General features: G+C 47.1%; 15 protein-coding genes and 1 riboswitch. Of the genes, 4 read left to right on the top strand and 11 right to left on the bottom strand.

Features of this window, described 5'->3' with window-relative positions; all coding sequences use genetic code 11:
- Window positions 1-119 precede the first annotated feature (119 nt).
- The 11 genes from BQ7400_RS08935 to BQ7400_RS08885 all read right to left on the bottom strand — a co-directional run bounded on the left by BQ7400_RS08935 (window position 120) and on the right by BQ7400_RS08885 (window position 10,364).
- On the bottom strand, window positions 120-1,955 hold the full coding sequence (locus BQ7400_RS08935; protein ID WP_072470225.1) for an ATP-binding protein: 1,836 nt from the start codon (window positions 1,953-1,955) through the stop codon (window positions 120-122).
- A gap of 7 nt (window positions 1,956-1,962) precedes the next feature.
- Window positions 1,963-2,910: a DNA double-strand break repair nuclease NurA gene (locus tag BQ7400_RS08930; RefSeq protein WP_072470224.1), complete on the bottom strand. Its 948-nt coding sequence runs from the start codon at window positions 2,908-2,910 to the stop codon at window positions 1,963-1,965.
- A complete protein-coding gene (gene rsmI, locus BQ7400_RS08925; protein WP_072470223.1) occupies window positions 2,907-3,704 on the bottom strand; it encodes a 16S rRNA (cytidine(1402)-2'-O)-methyltransferase in 798 nt (265 codons plus the stop codon). Before rsmI ends, BQ7400_RS08930 begins: the two co-directional genes overlap by 4 nt.
- Before the next feature lie 25 nt (window positions 3,705-3,729).
- Window positions 3,730-4,404 (bottom strand): tRNA1(Val) (adenine(37)-N6)-methyltransferase, encoded by a 675-nt coding sequence (locus BQ7400_RS08920; RefSeq protein WP_072470222.1) that lies wholly within the window; start codon window positions 4,402-4,404, stop codon window positions 3,730-3,732.
- 108 nt (window positions 4,405-4,512) lie between these two features.
- Window positions 4,513-5,331: a MetQ/NlpA family ABC transporter substrate-binding protein gene (locus BQ7400_RS08915; protein ID WP_072470221.1), complete on the bottom strand. Its 819-nt coding sequence runs from the start codon at window positions 5,329-5,331 to the stop codon at window positions 4,513-4,515.
- An 11-nt stretch (window positions 5,332-5,342) separates the two neighbouring features.
- Window positions 5,343-5,996, bottom strand: a complete 654-nt coding sequence (locus tag BQ7400_RS08910) for a methionine ABC transporter permease (RefSeq protein ID WP_081944143.1) — start codon at window positions 5,994-5,996, stop codon at window positions 5,343-5,345.
- Entirely contained in the window at window positions 5,993-7,003 is a 1,011-nt protein-coding gene (locus BQ7400_RS08905) for a methionine ABC transporter ATP-binding protein (RefSeq protein ID WP_072470220.1), read from the bottom strand. Before BQ7400_RS08905 ends, BQ7400_RS08910 begins: the two co-directional genes overlap by 4 nt.
- A gap of 53 nt (window positions 7,004-7,056) precedes the next feature.
- Window positions 7,057-7,152: riboswitch (SAM riboswitch) on the bottom strand.
- Window positions 7,153-7,278: 126 nt separating this feature from the next.
- Window positions 7,279-8,265: a LysO family transporter gene (locus tag BQ7400_RS08900; protein WP_072470219.1), complete on the bottom strand. Its 987-nt coding sequence runs from the start codon at window positions 8,263-8,265 to the stop codon at window positions 7,279-7,281.
- Complete coding sequence (locus BQ7400_RS08895; RefSeq protein ID WP_072470218.1) at window positions 8,258-8,728, bottom strand: flavodoxin; 471 nt, start codon at window positions 8,726-8,728, stop codon at window positions 8,258-8,260. Before BQ7400_RS08895 ends, BQ7400_RS08900 begins: the two co-directional genes overlap by 8 nt.
- Before the next feature lie 77 nt (window positions 8,729-8,805).
- Window positions 8,806-9,705, bottom strand: coding sequence for a diacylglycerol/lipid kinase family protein (locus tag BQ7400_RS08890; RefSeq protein ID WP_072470217.1), 900 nt, complete (start codon window positions 9,703-9,705; stop codon window positions 8,806-8,808).
- Entirely contained in the window at window positions 9,702-10,364 is a 663-nt protein-coding gene (locus tag BQ7400_RS08885) for a nitroreductase family protein (protein WP_072470216.1), read from the bottom strand. The genes BQ7400_RS08890 and BQ7400_RS08885 overlap by 4 nt, the downstream gene beginning before the upstream one ends.
- A 185-nt stretch (window positions 10,365-10,549) precedes the next feature.
- On the opposite strand from BQ7400_RS08885, the gene BQ7400_RS08880 reads away from it, so the two are divergent.
- The 4 genes from BQ7400_RS08880 to BQ7400_RS08865 all read left to right on the top strand — a co-directional run bounded on the left by BQ7400_RS08880 (window position 10,550) and on the right by BQ7400_RS08865 (window position 14,084).
- The gene (locus BQ7400_RS08880) at window positions 10,550-11,125 is read left to right on the top strand and encodes a TetR/AcrR family transcriptional regulator C-terminal domain-containing protein (protein ID WP_052098737.1); all 576 of its coding nucleotides are present in this window, start codon (window positions 10,550-10,552) and stop codon (window positions 11,123-11,125) included.
- A 159-nt stretch (window positions 11,126-11,284) separates the two neighbouring features.
- Window positions 11,285-12,154 carry a patatin-like phospholipase family protein gene (locus BQ7400_RS08875; RefSeq protein WP_072470215.1) on the top strand — a complete coding sequence of 290 codons (870 nt, stop codon included), beginning with the start codon at window positions 11,285-11,287 and terminating at the stop codon, window positions 12,152-12,154.
- Window positions 12,151-12,708 carry an HdeD family acid-resistance protein gene (locus BQ7400_RS08870; protein WP_034437642.1) on the top strand — a complete coding sequence of 186 codons (558 nt, stop codon included), beginning with the start codon at window positions 12,151-12,153 and terminating at the stop codon, window positions 12,706-12,708. Before BQ7400_RS08875 ends, BQ7400_RS08870 begins: the two co-directional genes overlap by 4 nt.
- Window positions 12,696-14,084 (top strand): radical SAM/SPASM domain-containing protein, encoded by a 1,389-nt coding sequence (locus BQ7400_RS08865; protein ID WP_072470214.1) that lies wholly within the window; start codon window positions 12,696-12,698, stop codon window positions 14,082-14,084. The genes BQ7400_RS08870 and BQ7400_RS08865 overlap by 13 nt, the downstream gene beginning before the upstream one ends.
- Window positions 14,085-14,114 lie beyond the last annotated feature (30 nt).

Genomic DNA, 14,114 nt, shown 5'->3' with positions numbered 1-14,114 from the left:
ATACCCTCCTTGCTTCTATTATACTGAATTTTTTCCCTTCTTACTAGGTTAGTTTTCAGCCTTATTTGGAAAATATGGTCCCTAAGGCAAAACCCGGGGCTGGGCTCCCGGGTTGCTCTTTATTTTTCTTCCGGCAAGCTATAGGCGGCATTGCCCAGGAAGTCTTCTTTTTTCTCCAATAAGCCCTCTTGGGCCATTTGTTTTAGGGATTCCTTTAGGTCATCATAGGTGATGTTGATGCCTGCCTTGGACAGGCCGGTAATGACGGTGATGACATTGGAGTCCTTGACGGGGTAGTAGGGTTTCAACTCCCGCAAGAGGTCAGAAAATTTTTCCTTTTTTTGTTGGATCAATTCATCAAAGGGGTTCTCGCTGTGGGGGGAGGTGGTTTCCGCTGCCCGGATCCGGGCAAAGCTGGTCCGGCCCATTTGGGAGGCGGAGATAAAGACGTCTCCGGTCCTTAGGTAGGGGAGCCGGTGGGCTTCTTCTGCCGTTAGGTCAGTTTCTTCCCGGATGGTATCAATATCCGAGGCCCGGACGGTTCGGAAGATGAACTTGGTGTTTAACTGGGCTGTAATGGTTTCATCCAAAAGGGTGGGCCTTTGGGTAGCCATGACCAAAAAGACGCCGTACTTTCGTCCTTCTTGGGCAATTTCTTTCAAGGCTGACTTGGTGGGAGATTCCAGTCCCTTGGGAGCAAAGTTGTGGGCCTCATCATTGACGATGAAAAAGGGTGGGAAGTAGTCTCCCCCCAGGCCCCGGAGTTTGTCGTCCCGGTAGGTCCTGCGCTTGTTGTAGAGGGTCCGGACCAGGTAGGTAGAAAACATTTGAAGGGTCCGCATGCTCCCTTGAACCACAACAAGCTTACCTTGGATGAGATTTTCTATCACAGGCAGGATGTCCTTGTTAAAAAGGCCCTCTCTTTCCAAATTGGCCATCCGCCAGGAAATTCCCCGGACAGATTCCAGAGGGAGGTTTTGCCCCAATTCTGCAAAAATCTTTAAATTTCTCTCCATGAGTTTTTGCTTGTCAGGGGAGGCGTACTGGATTTCGGCACTGTAGCGTTTTTCTCCCCCCATGTCTCCCACTTCCAAGAGAGCATGGATTCTTTCTAGGAAGGTGGGCAGGTTGTTGCCCTTTTTAAAGAGGCTGGCCACGACATTTTTCATAGAATCTGTCAGGACGGAAACGGCCCCCAAGAGGTGGTTGATGTCTCCTACACTTAATTGCTCAAACTTAATCCCCACGTCTTCGCCAATTTGCAGTTTGACAAACTGGTCCTGGTAGCTTTTAGCAAACTTGCCCCCAGCCGGGTTCTTAAAGTCCATTTCATAATGGGGGTCCAAGACCACAGTAGGGAGACTTTTTTTCATCAATTCTTCCAAGAGGACCCTGAGGCCGAAACTCTTTCCCGACCCGGACCCACCAAAAATTCCAATGTGGGGGTATTGGTGCATGGACCGGATATCCAGGATATAGGGCAGGTCCTTTTGGCCCACCAGGTCCCCTTCCAGGGTTTCATAAAGATTTTTAAATTCCTCCGTGGCCTGGCAGTAGATATCGTCGGTATTTCGGATGCTCCCCAGGGTCAGGCCCCGGTCCGGCACCGTGGCCAAAAGCACGTCCTTGACTTCTTCAAATTCCGGAGACCGGGCCATGGACCCTGTCAAGACGGGATAGGTGGCCTCTTCAAAGAGCCGGGCCTTGGCAATGTAGATGGTTTCGTCATCTACATTGTAGCCCATGGCCTTGAGGCTATCCAGGACAGAGGCATCCACAAAGTCCCCTCCCATATCCAGGGGGATAAAGCGGTTAAAGGTTTTTGTTTCAACAACTTCAGCCAAGAGGTCTCCCATTTGACCGTCTTCAATCATCAGCAATTCATTGATTCGAAAGTTTCGATCCTTGCTGCCAATGGTGACTTCTTGTTGGCTTGTGATTCCCACTACTTGCATTTTTCCCTCACAATCTTCGTAAATCTCTTTCCGATACAAACAAACGATGGAAGAGGTCCCGGTCCATGTAGGACTCAAAAAGGGCCTCCATTTCCTGGTCGGTGATTTTCACCTCATGGTCTACAATATCAATCCAAAGGGGAACTCCCCTGCCTCCTTCTGGGGTCAGGGTGTAGACCAGGTTACACACTTTTTCCATTTGGCCTTCTTGTTCCTTTAAGAGGTCCACCCCAATAACTTGGATTTCCTTGGAGCTCTTTAAAAAGGCCGAAGTCAGCCCACTGGGGACCTTCTTATTTTTCTTATCATCAATATAGATCACATCTCCAGCCTTGAGCTGGCCAAATAGGATTTCCCGGTCATAGAGACCCTGGGTTTGGTCCCCCTGGCCCAAGATGGCTGTCTTAATATCCTTGATGACCCCAAAGGTCACCACATCTCTTTCCAGGGCGGTTTGGGTAAATTCCTCCCAGAGGTTGGAGTACATCCGGTAGCGGATCAGGCCTCCATCCATCATCAGATAATCCACAGGCTGGGTCTTCATGTACTGGATGGCCGTTTTCATTTCAATTTCTGCCAGGCGTCTTTTCCGGTCGTCCTGGTCTTTTTGGTCTTGGTCTTCTTCCTGGTCCATTTTTTCTTCCAAAAGGGGGGTGTAAATTTCTTCCACACTGGAGGAATGGCCCTGGGTGGACATGGCCAGGCCCCGGTAGAGTTCCACATAGTGGGGGTAGGCTCCCCCCAGCCGGTTGACAGACCCATCCAGGCCCACTACCACTCCGTATTCCTTAAGCTCTTGGGGGGTCAATTTTTTCATCCGGCCTAGGGGACCGGCATAGGTCTGGATATAGTCCAGAAATTCCTCCTGGGACCATGCATGGATCTTGCGATATTTCTCCTCCAAGACTCCATTGAGTTCTTGGATGATTCCTGCAAAATATTGGGTGTTTTTCATAGTTTTAAACTTTCCTTATAGACATGGTTTTTGGCGAGACCATAGGTCTTGGCCACTTCCTTTACTGCTTGGGAAACCTTCATCCCCTCTTGGAGGCAGTCCCGCAAGGCGGCTTGAATGTCCACCTCTTCCTGGGTCTGGTCTCCTTGGACAATGACGACAAATTCTCCCTTGGCCTTGACCTGGTCTTGAAAGTCCTCTTCCAGGTTGAAGCTTTGGTAGTCTTCAAATTTTTTGGTCAATTCCCGGCCCAAAAAAACCTGCCTGGACCCCAAGACCTCCCGCATATCTTCCAGGCAGGCCTGGATCCTGTGGGGGGCTTCGTAAAAAATCATGGGGTTCTTGTGGCCCCTTACTTCCTCCAAGACCTTTTTCCGCTTGCCGGACTTTTCCGGTAAAAAGCCAATGTATTCAAAGGATTCAGACAAAAAACCTGAAGCGATAAAGGCTGTAATTCCGGCAGAGGGGCCGGGTAAAACTGTATAGTCCAGGCCCTCTTGGATGCAGGCCTGGATTAAAATCCGCCCTGGGTCTTGGATCCCTGGCATGCCAGCATCGCTAATTAGGGCCAGGTCTTTACCCTGCCTTAAAAGGTCCAAGAGTCCATCCAGGGCCTCTTTTTCGTTAAATTTATGGTAGCTTCTTGTGGGGCTTTCAATGCCATAGTGCTTTAAGAGCACCTGGCTGGTCCGGGTGTCTTCACAGCAAATCAAGTCGCATTCCTTCAAAACCCGGACCCCTCGATAGGTCATGTCTTCTAAATTTCCAATGGGTGTGGGGACAATATAAAGCATGGCTTCTCCTTTCCCTCTTATTTTATCACAAATTCCGGGGGCCACTGTAGATTAGGTCCCGGTGGTCTTGGAGGTTTAAATCCGGGTCCACCCTCAAGTGGGGCTTGGCATTTTTCCTAGCCTCTAGGCAAAACCAATGGGCCTGGCCCTGACTTTTCTTGGATAAAAATTGTAGCCTCTTGGGTTCTGCCCCTCCCTGGCGGCAAAAAACCATGGCATCCACCAGCCGGTCCGCCGGCAGGACCAGGTAGAGAGACCCCAGGGGTCTCAAACTTTGGGCCCCCTTTAAAATAAAGTCCCTGAGACCCAGATTGCCTTCATGCTTGGCCTGGTTTTTTTCTGAATTTTCCGTTCTTAAGTAGTTTTGATAGTAGGGAGGGTTGCATAAAACCGTCTCATAGGCCCCGGGTTCATGAAAGTCTTCCAGGGATTTTTCTTCCAAACGAACCTCCCGGCCCAGGCCGTTATAGGCCAGGCTCTCCCGAAAATAGTCCAGGGCTTGGGGGTTGATGTCCAGGCCTGTGTAGGATTTGAGGTCCGGATTGAGACTGCGAAAATACAAGATTCCCGGCCCGCAACCCAGGTCCAAAACCCGCCCCTTGGCCCGGGCAAAATAAGTTAAAAACAAGCTGTCAATGCTATATGAAAAGGCCCCAGGGCCCTGGGCAATCTTGTAGCCGGTTCCAGGCACTGTATCCATCTATGATTCCTCCTATCCTTTAAAATCATTATAGCAAACTTTCTTTAACCTGCCTATTTCCCACAAAAAAAGACTATGGATTTTTCCATAGTCTTTCCTTATCTTTATTTAAAATGCTGGGACTACAGCGCCCTTGTAGGTGTCTTCAATAAATTTACGGCAGGCATCTGAATGCAACACTTCCATAAATTTCTTGAATTTTTCTTGGCCTTCTTCCCCTTGGCGAACGGCAATAATGTTGGCGTAGGGAGAATCCTTGTCTTCTGTCAAAAGGCTGTCCTTGGTTGGGTCTAAACCAGCTCCCAAGGCATAGTTGGAGTTGATGACAGCTCCCGCTACTTCCTTATAGGACCTGGGAATGCTTGGTGCATCCAGGGCTGTGAATTTCAAGTTCTTGGGATTTTCTGTAATATCTTTTTCCGTTACAGCCAGGTTGCTGGGGTCATTTAGCTTGATAACTCCTGCTTTTTCTAAGAGGATTAAAGCCCGACCACCATTGGTGGCATCGTTGGGGATTAAGATTTCATCGCCATCTTTTAGTTCATCTACAGACTTGTACTTGGCGGAGTAAAAACCAATGGGTTCCAAGTGAACGGCTCCCAGGTTGACCAACTTGACGCCTCTTTCCTTGATGAAGTCATCCAGGTAGGGAGCGTGTTGGAAGAAGTTGGCATCCAGGTCTCCTTGGTCCAAGGCCAGGTTGGGCATTACATAGTCATCAAAGGTGGTTACTTCTACATCCAGGCCGGCCTTTTTAAATTCAGGTTCCAGGGCCTTGATGATTTCTTCGTGGGGTACAGGACTGACCCCTAGGCGGATTTTATTGTCTCCTGCTCCTTGGTCCGGGCTTGCTTTTTGTCCACAAGCACTTAAAAGAACTAGGCAGGAAAGTAGGCTAGCTAAAATAAATTTTTTCATTTTTTTCATGTCGTTCTCCTTTACTTTTTATTTGTTGTATTTGTAAGTCGGTTACCAATCCACTGGACCACTTGGACAATGATGATGATGCAGATTACGCTCATCCAGAGGATGTCCAATTGGTTGCGGTAGTGGCCGTAGCGGGTGGCGATTTCTCCCAGCCCTCCGGCTCCCAACATCCCGGCCATGGCTGAATAGCCGATGATGTTGATAATAGTCATGGTCATGGAATTGATGATGGAGGGCAAACTTTCAGGCAGGATGACCTTGGTGAGGATTTGCCCATTGGTGGACCCCATGGCCCTGGCAGCTTCTACCAAGCCTTCGTCCACTTCCAGGAAGACCCCTTCCATAATCCGGGCTACAAAGGGAATGGCTGCCACCGTTAGGGGGACAATGGCCGCTGTAGGGCCAATGCTTTTGCCAATTAAGAGCCGGGACAGGGGGTAGACTACCATGATCAAAATCACAAAGGGAAAGGACCGCAGGGTGTTGATGATGGTGTCCAGGACCTGGTAGCCCTTGGGTTTTGGGTTTAGGCCCCCGGGTCTTGTCACGATTAAAATCAGGGCCAGGGGAATTCCAATCAACATGGAAAAGAGGGAGGAAAAAAAGACCATGTAGAGGGTGTCTGGAATGGACGGTAAAACGATGGATGTAAATTTTTCAATCATTTAAGCACCTCCACATAGACTCCTTTTTCTTTCATAAAGGCCAGGGCCTGGTCAACTTGTTGGTCCGAGCCTAAAACTTCCACAATCATATAGCCAAAATCCTTGACATCCAAGCGGTTCATATTGCCTGAAAGCAAGTTGACATCCACCTGGTAGTCCTTGATACAGCGGGACAAGATGGGTTGGTCCACTGTCTGGTCGTCATAGGACAGGCGGAGGACCCGGCCCTTGTACTTGGTCAGGTCAATATTTTGGTCGGGGTTGTCGCTTTCTCTTAAAGAGGAAATAAATTTTTGGGTTTGCTTGGTCTTGGGAGCCCGGAAGAGTTCTTCCACAGTATTTTCTTCAATGATTTTCCCATTTTCCATTACGGCAATCCGGTCGCAAATATCCTTGGCCACCTCCATTTGGTGGGTAATCATGATGATGGTGGTATTTAGGTCCTTGACTGTTTTTTTCAAGGTTTCTACTACCATCCGGGTGTTGATGGGGTCCAGGGCTGAGGTCCCTTCATCGCTTAGGAGGATTTTTGGACTGGTGGCCAGGGCTCTGGCTATGGCCACTCTTTGTTTTTGCCCCCCGGACAGGGAAGAGGGATAGACCCCCCTCTTGTCCTTGAGGTCAATAAAATCCAGGAGTTCTTCCACCCTAGCCTGGATTTTTTCCTTGGGCCACTTTTGAATTTCCAGGGGGTAGGCAATGTTGTCGTAAACCGTCTTTTGCAGGAATAGGTTGAAGTGTTGGAAGATCATCCCTATATCCTTTCTTTGATTTAAAAGCTCTTTTTTGCTCAGAGCCACCATGTCTACTCCGTCAATGAAGATTTTTCCCGATGTGGGTTCTTCTAAGCGGTTCAGGCACCGAACCAGGGTGGACTTCCCGGCTCCGGACAGGCCGATAATGCCATAGATCTCCCCTTTTTTCACTTGGAAGCTGACATCATCCACTGCTCGAAAGACCTTCCCATCATTGGAAAATTCTTTCACTAAATGACTAACTTCAATCATTCTTTGTCCTTTCTATAATAAATAAAAAAACTCCCCGATATGGAGAGATTGCTCAATCATCTATCGGTCTTTCCGCTGGAATTGGCACCACGCATATTGCAGGTTGCCGGGTTTCTTAGGGCCAGTCCCTCCACCACTCTTGATAATTTTCTATATTCTTTTTATAAGTTGCTTAATAGTATATTAGACTTGACCTATTTTGTCAAGATTTGTCTTTAACTTAAAGGGCCAGGGAGGCTCTTGACTAAAATCAAGCGCGCTCCCTGGCCGTTTTTTTAAATAAACAAAGGAACAACAAGGGGGACGGACATGGAAATGATAAAGCCGGATACAAAGGAATAGACGGCTATATTTCCACTGGTGGACCGGGTAATAATGGGAAGGCAGACATCCATTCCCGTTGCTCCCGGAGCTGCCACGGCTTCTACAAAACCTATTTTTTTGGCAACTGTTGGCGTAATAATAATGGAAACCAACTCCCGCATAACATTGTGCATAAAAGAAATGGCCCCGGCTGTCATTAATCCGGCATCCATTAAGAGGCCAGCTCCTAGGGAATACCAACCAAAACCGGCTCCAATGGCCAGGCTCTCCCGGAGGGAAATGGGCAAGAAGAGGCCACAAATGGCCGCCCCTACCAGGGTCCCCACTTCAATCACCAGGGGGATAACCAAGACCCGGACGCCTACGCTTTTGATATTGCTAATGACATCTCCTGCAAGACCCAGGTCCAAACCCACAAAGACCAAGAGGATCAAGAGTTCAATGGTAATGGCCAGGCCGGCCCCTCTTTCAAAGTTTTCATAGTTGAACTGGGGACGGACCAAGAAGTAGCCCAGGGCCAAACCCAGGGCCACAGCCAAGAGGATCCAAAGAGTCATCCGGTCAAAGCCGCCCTTTTCCTCTTCTGCTACTTCCTCTTCAATAACTTCTAGCTCTTCTTCCATTTCCAGGTCCACCCTCTCATTTTTCATGAGACCGTACTGGTCAATCCCCATGGCCCGTCTGGCTATGGCGACAGAAACAATAGAAAAGGCAATGGTAAAGATGGTAATCACCAGGGCATAAAGGCCATAGGAGTCCAGGTTGTTTACCACCTCATCATTGGCCCCCAGCCTGAGTCCCATGGTAAGGACCAAGCACAAAACCGTTACCGTTTGGGCCGGTCCCAGCCACTTCATCTTCTCTTTAAACTTTCTTAAGGGAATGGCCAAGATGTAAAAAGCCATACAGGTTCCCAAATACAAAATAGCGCTAGTCAAGTTTTCCTCCTCTTACCCAGGCCGCCAGGTCTTCTACTGACATTTGATCTCCATTGGCCGCCTTATGTAGTTTAGCTGTTCTTTTAACTTGTTCTTGCAAGTCCTCATTGACGCCATCCGGCCCGCTGCCTTCGGAAGTCACAAAGGGGTAGACTTCTACCCCAGATAGGTCCAGAGCCTCCAAAAAACTTAGCAGGCACCTGGGACAAGTATCGTTCCAATTGGGAAGCCCTAGAACCAACTTCTTCAGGCCACGAACTTCTGGTAGCGGACCAGCCAGGCCAGGCCGGGCCTCCTCTGCTTTTTCTCTCTCAGCCACTTGGATACATTCGTCCTCTTCCAGGGGGTAAGCCTTAAGGGGCCTAACTTGATAAATTTCAGCATCCAGGACTTTTGCCAAGTCCTCTGAAAGTTTTTTTGTCACTCCACTTCGGGAAAAGTATGCAAGAAGAATTTCCTTCATATCTCATGCTCAGGATTTGCTTTTGGCAAATCCTCCCTCCTTTTCTTGTTTTCTCTTTTTCCAATCCTAACCTTAGCCTAGTCCTTTTCTTTGGGCAAGTAAATCCGAATGTGCTTGGGAAGAACCCTTATCTGAGCTGGTAATTTGGCTTCCATTTCTCCATCCATGTCCAAGTCCACTGACTCTCCCCTTAGCTCTTCAATGCTTAGCTGACTACAGGTAATGGCCTGGATGTCTTCATTTTTGTCCAATTGTCCCATGACCATATCTTTCAGGGCTGTTAGCTTGGATGCGGTCTTGGCATTGGTCAAAATAAAGACATAGAGCTTTCCACTGCTAAGAGAGCTGGAAATTTCTGAAAAATTTAAATTTCCCATTTGGGCCACTAAAAAGGCATAGACATGGCTGGCAGGGCCCTGGTAGTTTCCTCCATCACTGACTAGCTTGATTTGGTGGCTTTCGTCCTCTGGCAGGGCCTTAAAGATATTTTTTACATAGGCCATGGGCCCCAGCCTTTCTTTTTCTTCTCCATCAGTAGAGGTGGTGGCGTCAATTAGCCGACCAAAGCAGGTGTAGTAGATAAAAAACCTGTCATTACATTGGCCCAAGTCCACCTCTGTCGTAGTCTTAAGATCAATATCATCAATAGCTGCGGCTAGGTCCCGATTTTCTCCTATAAGCCGGTAGTAGGTATTGTTGGTGCCTCCAGGTAGAAGGCCCAAAATAGGCCGGTGGTCTTCTTCTGCCAGACCATTGACAATTTCATGAATGGTTCCATCTCCACCTATAACAAAGAGGCTATGGACTTTTTCCCGACAGGCCTTTTGGGCCAACTTTTCCCCCTGGCCCTCTTCTTTGGTTTCAATAATTTCCACTTGATCAAAGTCTTCTTCCAATCTCTTTTCTAGTTTAGGTATGGATTCCATGCTCTTTCCATCCCCAGAAGCTGGATTTACTAAAACGAGGCATTTTTTCATTTCTTTTGACACCCCCTATCTTTTGTCACTAAGTCAAAATGATATTTTACAATTCCCAGGTCCAGCTTGGCAAAAAATCCCCGGCCAGCCTTAAAGTCCACCTCCCCATCAGGATGATAGTGGATGGTAAATTTTTGCTGGTTCATAGCTGTTGGAGCCAAAAGAGCGCCCTGGACTCCTTGGATAAACCACTCTGGATAGGGCGCCGGTCCCCGGGCCACATCTTCCAAGCTCTTGGAGGGTCGACTCTTGCCTTGGTCTTGGCCATAGCCCAAACTGATAAGGCAAAAAACTTTTTGTCCTGGATCCAGGACCAGGTCCTTATAAAAGAACTTGGCAAAGCCCACCCAACAGGTGTTTAAGCCCAGGCTCTGGGCATAAAGAACTAAATCTTCTCCCCAATAGCCTACTTTTTGGGGGTCCAGGTCTTTTTTTCCAGCCAGGACAAAATAGTTTTTGACATTTTCAAAATTTCCAAAACTGGGGATTCTCCTTTGAAAAAATTGGTCCTCTCCTAAAATTAAACGAAAATTTAAACCCTCTTGCTGGTTGATTTCTTCCATCCTGGCCTCTAGCAACTGGGCCTGGTCAGGTTCAATGGCTTGGTCTGTATATTTTCGAACGGAATGCCTTGCTTGCATGGCACTTACTAAGTCCATAAATACCCCCCCTTCTTCTCTATCATACTACAAAAAACCCTCCAAGGATATTCTTCTTTTTCTTTTCAGGCTTCTTTTCCAAGTCCTGGCCTCAAAAGCCCTTTCTTGAAAAATTTAGAATCTCTAGCTATAATAAGAACAAAGGAGTAACTTTAAAAATATGTGATTGATTTTGGGTGGTGAAGATGGCTAGACTAACTGAACAAGCAATTGTTGATTCCTTTCTAGAACTCTTGCAAGAAAAATCCTTGGATAAGATTACTGTCAAGGATATTATTGAATCTGCCCAAGTAAACCGCAATACCTTCTACTATTACTTCCAAGATATCTATGACTTATTGGAGCACGTCTTCCAAGAAGAATCCAAAACTTTTCGTAGTGAGGCCAAGCCAGAAAATACCTTTTACCAGGAATGCCTCCGGACGGTGAATTTTTTCCTAGAGCACGACAGGGCCATTATGCACATCTACCACTCCAAGAGTCAGGATGTCATTAACCGCTATCTTGAATCGGCCACAAGCTACTTTATCGGAAACTTTGTAGACCAGGCGGCCCAAGGCCAGGGTCTTTCTCAAAAGGGCAAGGCCTATATTACCGGGTTTTATACCGATGCCATTATCGGGTCCACCCTCCGCTGGATTGAGGGCCGGATGCCCGGCCAAAAAGATGGACTCATGCGGACTTTCTCCCAGTCTTTTGAGGCAACTATCCATGAAATGATCCAAGCCTATGTCCAAGGCCACCCCTTGGAAGAAGATTAGCTAAATAAAATACAGACAAAAAGAAAGAAGTGTTCGAAATTCGAACACTTCTTTCTTTTTGTCTGTAGGAAAACCTTCTCTCTTTTCCTATACTAGACTTAGAGGGACTTTAAATTTTAAAAGCCCCCAAGTTTTGACAGTAGACTGAAGGAGTGAGAGATGATTTTAGGATTTGTGGATATGGGAGGTGGCACCCGGGGAATTTACGGGGCCGGAGTCTTGGACTATTGCCTGGAGGCTGGTATCAGTGGAGACTATTTCATCGGTGTGTCCGCCGGATCTGCCAATGGAGCATCCTTCTTGGCAGGCCAAGCCGGACGAAACCTGGTCTTTTATAATGACTATGCCTTTCGAAAAAGTTACATGGGCCTTAAAAATTTTATAAGGTCAGCTTCCTATATCAACCTGGACTATATCTATTCCACCCTGAGTGAGCTAGGTGGAGAATATCCTCTGGACTATCCAGCCTTGATGGCCAACCCCATGGTCTTTGAAATTGTAGCCACCAACGCCCTAACTGGAAAGCCTGTCTATTTTTCCAAAAAAGACCTGGCCCAAGACCACTATGAGCCCCTCAAGGCCTCATCTTGTGTTCCCATCCTCTGCCGGCCCTACCCCATCCATGGCATCCCTTACTTTGATGGAGGCCTCAGTGACCCCCTTCCCTATAAAAGGGCCCTGGACTGGGGTTGTGACAAACTCATTGTCATTTTAACCAAGCCCAAGGACTTCTTTAGAGATCCCCAAAAGGACCGAAAGTTTGTCCGGCTCTTAAGGAGAACTTATCCCCAGTCTGCCAAGGCCTTGGCCCATAGGGCCCAGCTTTATAACCAGAGTCTAAAAGAGCTTTTGACCCTGGAAAAAGAAGGTAGAGCCATCCTTATCGCTCCTGAGGACACAGGTAGCCTAAAGACCCTGACCCAGGACCACGACCAGCTCTTAAAGCTCTACCAAATGGGCAAGAAAGATGGAGGAAAACACCTAGCTTCCAAGACTTCCTGGATATTTGAGAAAGAGGTGAATTTATGAAGAATCTAAAAGTTTTAAAGGAGATTTACAGTCTTTTTTCACTGAGTTTGATTGTCTTGGGAATTGTATTTTTAGCCAAGCCCACCATGGCTGCTGATGTCTTTTGTCGAATTTGTGGCATCCTCTTACTTTTATTCGGGATTGTCAAGTTATTCGGCTACTTTTCCAGGGACTTGCTCCAACTAGCCTTTCAATTTGATTTTGCCATGGGCATCATCTCCAGCTTGATTGGCTTTGTCATGTTTTTTTGGACCACTCGCTTTATCGACCTTTTAATTATTGGCATTGGCTTATTTATCGTCTTTGATGCCCTACTTAGGATCCAGACAGCCCTGGATGCCAGAAAAATCGGCGTCCAATCCTGGTGGGTTATCCTATTAATGGCCTTGATCACAGGGGTCATTGGGGTCATTCTCTTCTTAAGACCCTATACAGGTCGTACTGCCCTGGTCATGCTCATTGGATTAAACTTAATTATTGATGGAATTTTAAACCTATTTGTCGTACAAAGTACAGTAACAACCATTTGGAGGGATAGAAAATGGGAAATTTAACACACTTTTCGACTAGAACCGCAGCCAGTCTTGGAATTGACCTGGTCTTAAAAAAAGTCAACAAAAAAGACCGGGAAGAAGAAATGGTCAAGCTAGTTAATTTAATGGAAAAATATATGGAAGATGACCAACAATTTAGCATGGACTATGACGAAATCCGGTCCATGGTCCGTAATCCAGATGATGCCTTAAACCAATTTTTAAACCGGGCCCTGGACGAAATTGATCCCCATGTCTTGAAAACCAGCGTTTTGAACCTAGGTTTTGAAGCCATGCTTTCAGGAACCAAGAAGATGCACAAGATGCGAGAAATCCACCAATGCAACATTCCTTGGTTGATTTTAATGGACCCCACCAGTGCCTGTAATCTTCATTGTACTGGTTGCTGGGCTGCTGAATATGGCAACAAGTTGAACTTGACCTATGATGAAATGTCCAATGTGGTAAAACAAGGTAAGGAACTGGGAATCTTTTTCTACATGTTTACCGGAGGAGAACCTCTGGTTCGCAAGGACGATTTAATCCGCCTTTGCAAGGAACACAAGGACTGCCAATTCTTGGCCTTTACCAACGGAACCCTAGTAGATGAAGCTTTTTGTCTAGAAATGAAAAAAGTCGGTAACCTCATGTTAGCCATTAGTTTGGAAGGATCTCCTGAAGTCAATGACTTGCGCCGGGGCCAAGGTGTTTATGGCAAGGTTATGGATGCTATGGACCTCTTAAAGAAACATGGTTTGATCTTCGGATCTTCCGTCTGCTATAGCTCTAAAAACTGCGAATCCGTTACTAGCAAGGAATTTGTTCAATTGATGGTAGACAAGGGATGCCGCTACGCCCTTTACTTCCACTACATGCCTGTAGGTAATGACGCCTCCATGGACCTTCTACCTAGCCCAGAACAAAGGGTGGCTACCAAAAACCGTATCCGGGAAATCCGTAACCTGAAACACGGGGAAGGCCTCTTTACCATCGACTTCCAAAATGATGGAGAATACATGAATGGCTGTATTGCCGGTGGCCGGAACTACTTCCATATCAATGCCAATGGAGACGCCGAACCCTGTGTCTTTATCCACTATTCCGACTCCAACATCCGGGACCATTCTCTTTTAGAAATCTTAAAGAGACCCCTCTTTATGGCCTACCACAACAACCAACCCTTTAATGAAAACCACCTAAGACCCTGCCCCATGTTGGAAAATCCAGAAATTCTGCAAAGAATCGTCAAGGAAACTGGGGTCAAGTCAACAGACCTCCAATCTCCCGAAAGTGCTGACCATCTCTGTGGAAAGTGTCAAACTTATGCAGAAAATTGGAAACCTTGTGCAGATAAAATCTGGTACGGTCAAGAGGATTCCCTAGAAAAGTCCGAATAAGTACCATCTTTTCGAGAATAGATAAGCAGG

It is taken from the genome of Urinicoccus massiliensis, assembly GCF_900120405.1.
Lineage (GTDB): Bacteria > Bacillota > Clostridia > Tissierellales > Peptoniphilaceae > Urinicoccus > Urinicoccus massiliensis.
The sequence above is the reverse complement of the archived record's forward strand: the minus strand, read 5'-3'. Positions and strand labels throughout refer to the sequence as shown.

What these genes read in the sequence shown, in the direction of transcription:
- BQ7400_RS08935 (WP_072470225.1), bottom strand. Translation starts at nt 1,955, where the DNA reads ATGCAAGTAGTGGGAATCACAAGCCAACAAGAAGTCACCATTGGCAGC.
- BQ7400_RS08930 (WP_072470224.1), bottom strand. Translation starts at nt 2,910, where the DNA reads ATGAAAAACACCCAATATTTTGCAGGAATCATCCAAGAACTCAATGGA.
- rsmI (WP_072470223.1), bottom strand. Translation starts at nt 3,704, where the DNA reads ATGCTTTATATTGTCCCCACACCCATTGGAAATTTAGAAGACATGACC.
- BQ7400_RS08920 (WP_072470222.1), bottom strand. Translation starts at nt 4,404, where the DNA reads ATGGATACAGTGCCTGGAACCGGCTACAAGATTGCCCAGGGCCCTGGG.
- BQ7400_RS08915 (WP_072470221.1), bottom strand. Translation starts at nt 5,331, where the DNA reads ATGAAAAAAATGAAAAAATTTATTTTAGCTAGCCTACTTTCCTGCCTA.
- BQ7400_RS08910 (WP_081944143.1), bottom strand. Translation starts at nt 5,996, where the DNA reads ATGATTGAAAAATTTACATCCATCGTTTTACCGTCCATTCCAGACACC.
- BQ7400_RS08905 (WP_072470220.1), bottom strand. Translation starts at nt 7,003, where the DNA reads ATGATTGAAGTTAGTCATTTAGTGAAAGAATTTTCCAATGATGGGAAG.
- BQ7400_RS08895 (WP_072470218.1), bottom strand. Translation starts at nt 8,728, where the DNA reads ATGAAGGAAATTCTTCTTGCATACTTTTCCCGAAGTGGAGTGACAAAA.
- BQ7400_RS08890 (WP_072470217.1), bottom strand. Translation starts at nt 9,705, where the DNA reads ATGAAAAAATGCCTCGTTTTAGTAAATCCAGCTTCTGGGGATGGAAAG.
- BQ7400_RS08885 (WP_072470216.1), bottom strand. Translation starts at nt 10,364, where the DNA reads ATGGACTTAGTAAGTGCCATGCAAGCAAGGCATTCCGTTCGAAAATAT.
- BQ7400_RS08880 (WP_052098737.1), top strand. Translation starts at nt 10,550, where the DNA reads ATGGCTAGACTAACTGAACAAGCAATTGTTGATTCCTTTCTAGAACTC.
- BQ7400_RS08875 (WP_072470215.1), top strand. Translation starts at nt 11,285, where the DNA reads ATGATTTTAGGATTTGTGGATATGGGAGGTGGCACCCGGGGAATTTAC.
- BQ7400_RS08870 (WP_034437642.1), top strand. Translation starts at nt 12,151, where the DNA reads ATGAAGAATCTAAAAGTTTTAAAGGAGATTTACAGTCTTTTTTCACTG.
- BQ7400_RS08865 (WP_072470214.1), top strand. Translation starts at nt 12,696, where the DNA reads ATGGGAAATTTAACACACTTTTCGACTAGAACCGCAGCCAGTCTTGGA.